This is a genomic window from Pseudoroseomonas ludipueritiae, assembly GCF_014490445.1.
Classification (GTDB): domain Bacteria; phylum Pseudomonadota; class Alphaproteobacteria; order Acetobacterales; family Acetobacteraceae; genus Pseudoroseomonas; species Pseudoroseomonas ludipueritiae.
Window position 1 is genome coordinate 1 of the sequence record NZ_JACTUZ010000277.1, and the last position, 2,959, is coordinate 2,959.

2 protein-coding genes and 2 pseudogenes are annotated in these 2,959 nt (G+C 72.3%); 2 read left to right on the forward strand and 2 right to left on the reverse strand.

Translation table 11 applies throughout. From position 1 onward, the window contains the following. Together IBL25_RS27160 and IBL25_RS25455 are read left to right on the forward strand one after the other, a co-directional pair. A pseudogene (locus IBL25_RS27160) lies at positions 1-186 on the forward strand (ABC transporter ATP-binding protein); the annotation flags it as partial. A 75-nt stretch (positions 187-261) separates the two neighbouring features. After that, positions 262-1,080, forward strand: coding sequence for a class I SAM-dependent methyltransferase (locus tag IBL25_RS25455; protein WP_187781242.1), 819 nt, complete (start codon positions 262-264; stop codon positions 1,078-1,080). Position 1,081: 1 nt separating this feature from the next. Here IBL25_RS25455 and IBL25_RS25460 read toward each other — a convergent pair whose 3' ends face one another. After that, positions 1,082-2,110, reverse strand: a complete 1,029-nt coding sequence (locus tag IBL25_RS25460; RefSeq protein WP_187781243.1) for an MBL fold metallo-hydrolase — start codon at positions 2,108-2,110, stop codon at positions 1,082-1,084. Positions 2,111-2,305: 195 nt separating this feature from the next. After that, a pseudogene (locus tag IBL25_RS25465) lies at positions 2,306-2,959 on the reverse strand (DNA mismatch repair endonuclease MutL); the annotation flags it as partial.

Genomic DNA, 2,959 nt, shown 5'->3' on the forward strand with positions numbered 1-2,959 from the left:
CCCCGGCCGCTGCGGCTGGAGGGCGAGCCGCGGAGCCCGGTGGACCCCGACCCGCGCGCCTGCCGCCTGCATGGCCGCTGCCCGCGCGGCACCGGGTTCTGCGCCACCAATCCACCGGCATTGCGGGTGGTGGCGCCCGGCCAGCAGGCGCGCTGCCATTTCCCGCTTGATGGGAGAGGAGGCTGATCCCGGCGATTTGCCTTGCCGGTGCCGCTGGCGCCTGCGCTACTCGCCGCCTCGGCAACAGGCGGGATGGCAGGCATGGCAGCCCCCGGCCAGAACAGCGGCGAGCCTAGTCTCTGGGCAGTGGGCGAGGCCTATGAGCCTTATGTCGGGCGCTGGAGCCGCCTGGTTGCGGCGGAATTCCTGCGCCGTCTCGGTATCCCGCGCGGCGCCGACTGGCTCGATATCGGCTGCGGCACCGGGGCGCTAAGCGGGCTGATCCTGCAGCACCACGCCCCCGCCTCCATCCTCGGGGTGGACCCGTCGGAGGCTTTCCTCGCCTATGCCCGGCGCGGCCTGTCCGACCCGCGCCTTTCCTTCCGCCAGGGCGATGCCCAGGCGCTGCCCGTGCCCGATGCCGCCTTCGATGCCCTGGTCAGCGGGCTGGTGCTGAACTTCGTGCCGGACCAGCCGAAGGCCCTGGCGGAGATGCGCCGCGCCGCCCGCCCGGGTGCCGCCATTGCCGCCTATGTCTGGGATTATGCCGAGGGCATGCAGATGATGCGCCGCTTCTGGGATGCCGCTGCCGCGCTGGACCCCGCCGGCGCCAGTGGCAAGGATGAGGCCCTGCGCTTCGCCCGGTGCCGCCCCGAACCGCTGCGGGCCTTGTTCGAGCAGGCCGGGTTGCTCGGGGTGGAGGTGGCGGCGATCGAGATCCCCACCCGCTTTCGCGACTTCGAGGATTACTGGACGCCCTTCCTGCGCGGTGGCGCGCCCGCGCCCGCCTATTGCGCCGCCTTGCCGGAGGACCGGCGCGCCGCGCTGCGGGAAAGGCTCCGTGCCACTCTGCCGGTGGCGGCGGATGGCAGCATCCCGCTCTCGGCCCGCGCCTGGGCCGTTCGCGGCACCGCCGGCTAGCTCAGGCCGGGTTGCGGGGCAGGGCGGCTTCCGGCGCGCGGCGGTAGCGCGGCAGGCCGTCGGCGCCATCTTCGCGCAGCAGCACGCCGGTGGCCACCAGCCGGTTCAGATGCGCCAGTCCCTCGCCGATGACAAAGCCGATCTGGCTGTCCTCCACCACACGGGGGAAGAGCACGCGGGCCGCCTCATAAGCTGTCACGGGCATGGTCAGGGCGCGGGCCAGCGTGTCCAGCCGCTCGGCATGATGGGCGTCCAGCGCGTCGATGCGCTCATGCAGGCCGGTGAAGGGCTCGCCATGCGAAGGCAGCACCAGCGTGTCGCGCGGCAGGTCGCGGAAGGTCTGATTGCTGGCCAGGAAGGCGGCCAGCGGGTCGCCATCCGGCTCCCAACTTACTACGCCGATATAAGGGGAGATGCGCGGCAGGATCTGATCGGCGCCGATCAGCACGCCCTGCTCGGCCGAATACAGGCAGACCATTTCCGGCGCATGGCCGCGGCCGATGCGGACCTGCCACGGGCGGCCATCCACCACCAGCGTCTCCCCGGCCACGAGCCGCTGGTAATGCGGCGGCAGCGGCGCCACCTCGCTACGGTAGAGCGGGCGGCGGCGGGTCAGGTGGTGCAGGTAGCTCTCCGGCGCGCCGGCGGTGCGGCCCTGGTGCAGCATCTGCGCCGTCAGGTTCGCGCTGTCCTCGGCCAGCAGCAGGCGGGCCAGCAGGTATTCCGTGCGGCTCATCAGCAGCGGCGCCTGCCAGCGCTCGCACATCCAGCCGGCCAGGCCGACATGGTCGTAATGAAAATGCGTGATCAGCACGCGGGTGATGGGGCGGCCTTCCAGCACGCTGGCGAAACTGTCTTCCCAAAGCTGCTTGGCGCCTTCGATATTGGCGCCCGCATCCACCACCAGCCAGCCTTCGCCATCCCGCAGCAGCCAGCAGTTCACGTGGCCAGGGGGGAAGGGCAGGGCCATGCGCAGCCGGAAGAGGCCGGGCGCGATCCGGGTGGTTTCGGCGGGAAGGGTGGCTTGCATCGCCTGGCTTGCTCCACAGCGGTTCTGTTCCGGCGTAGCGCCTGACCCGGCGCTTGACCACCAACCTTATGTTGCAATGCATTCAAGGCAGGACGGCGATTTCGCCCCGCGCGGGGCGGAAGGCCGCGCCGCCACCGTGCGCGGCGCTGGAAATGGAGAGGTCTTTCCCGCCGCGGGCAATGCCGGCGGGCGCGCCTAGCGCCGCCCGAAGAGCTTCTCGAATTCCGCCTTGCCGAAGCGCAAAAAGGTGGGGCGGCCGTGGGAGCAGGTGGCGGCGCGCGGCGTCGCCTCCATCTGGCGCAGCAGGGCGCTCATTTCCTCGGTCTTGAGACGGCGGCCGGCGCGGATGGAGCCATGGCAGGCCATGCGGGCGATGGCGGCATCCAGCCGGCGGTCCAGGGCGGTGGCTTCCTCCCATTCCGCCAGCTCGGCGGCGAGGTCGCGCAGCAGCGGCGCCGGGTCCGGGTTGCCGAGCAGTGCCGGCATGGCCCGCACCAGCAGCGCGCCGCCACCGAAGCCCTCGATCTCCAGCCCCAGCCGGGCCAGGGCGGGGGCGGCCTCGGCGAGCCGGGCGGCGTCCAGCGCCGGCATTTCCACCACGGCTGGCAGCAGCAGCGGCTGGCTGCGCACCTCGCCTTCCAGGAACTGGGCGCGCAGTTGCTCATGCATCAGCCGCTCATGCGCCGCGTGCTGGTCCACCAGCACCAGGGCGCCATCGGGGCCCTCGGCCAGGATATAGGTGTCCAGCAACTGCGCCAGCGGGCGGCCGAGTGGCTGCTCCTCCGGCGGGGCGGGCGGTGGTGGCGCGGGCTCGGCCAGTGCCTGGGCCGGCAGCGGCGCCGGCAGCCG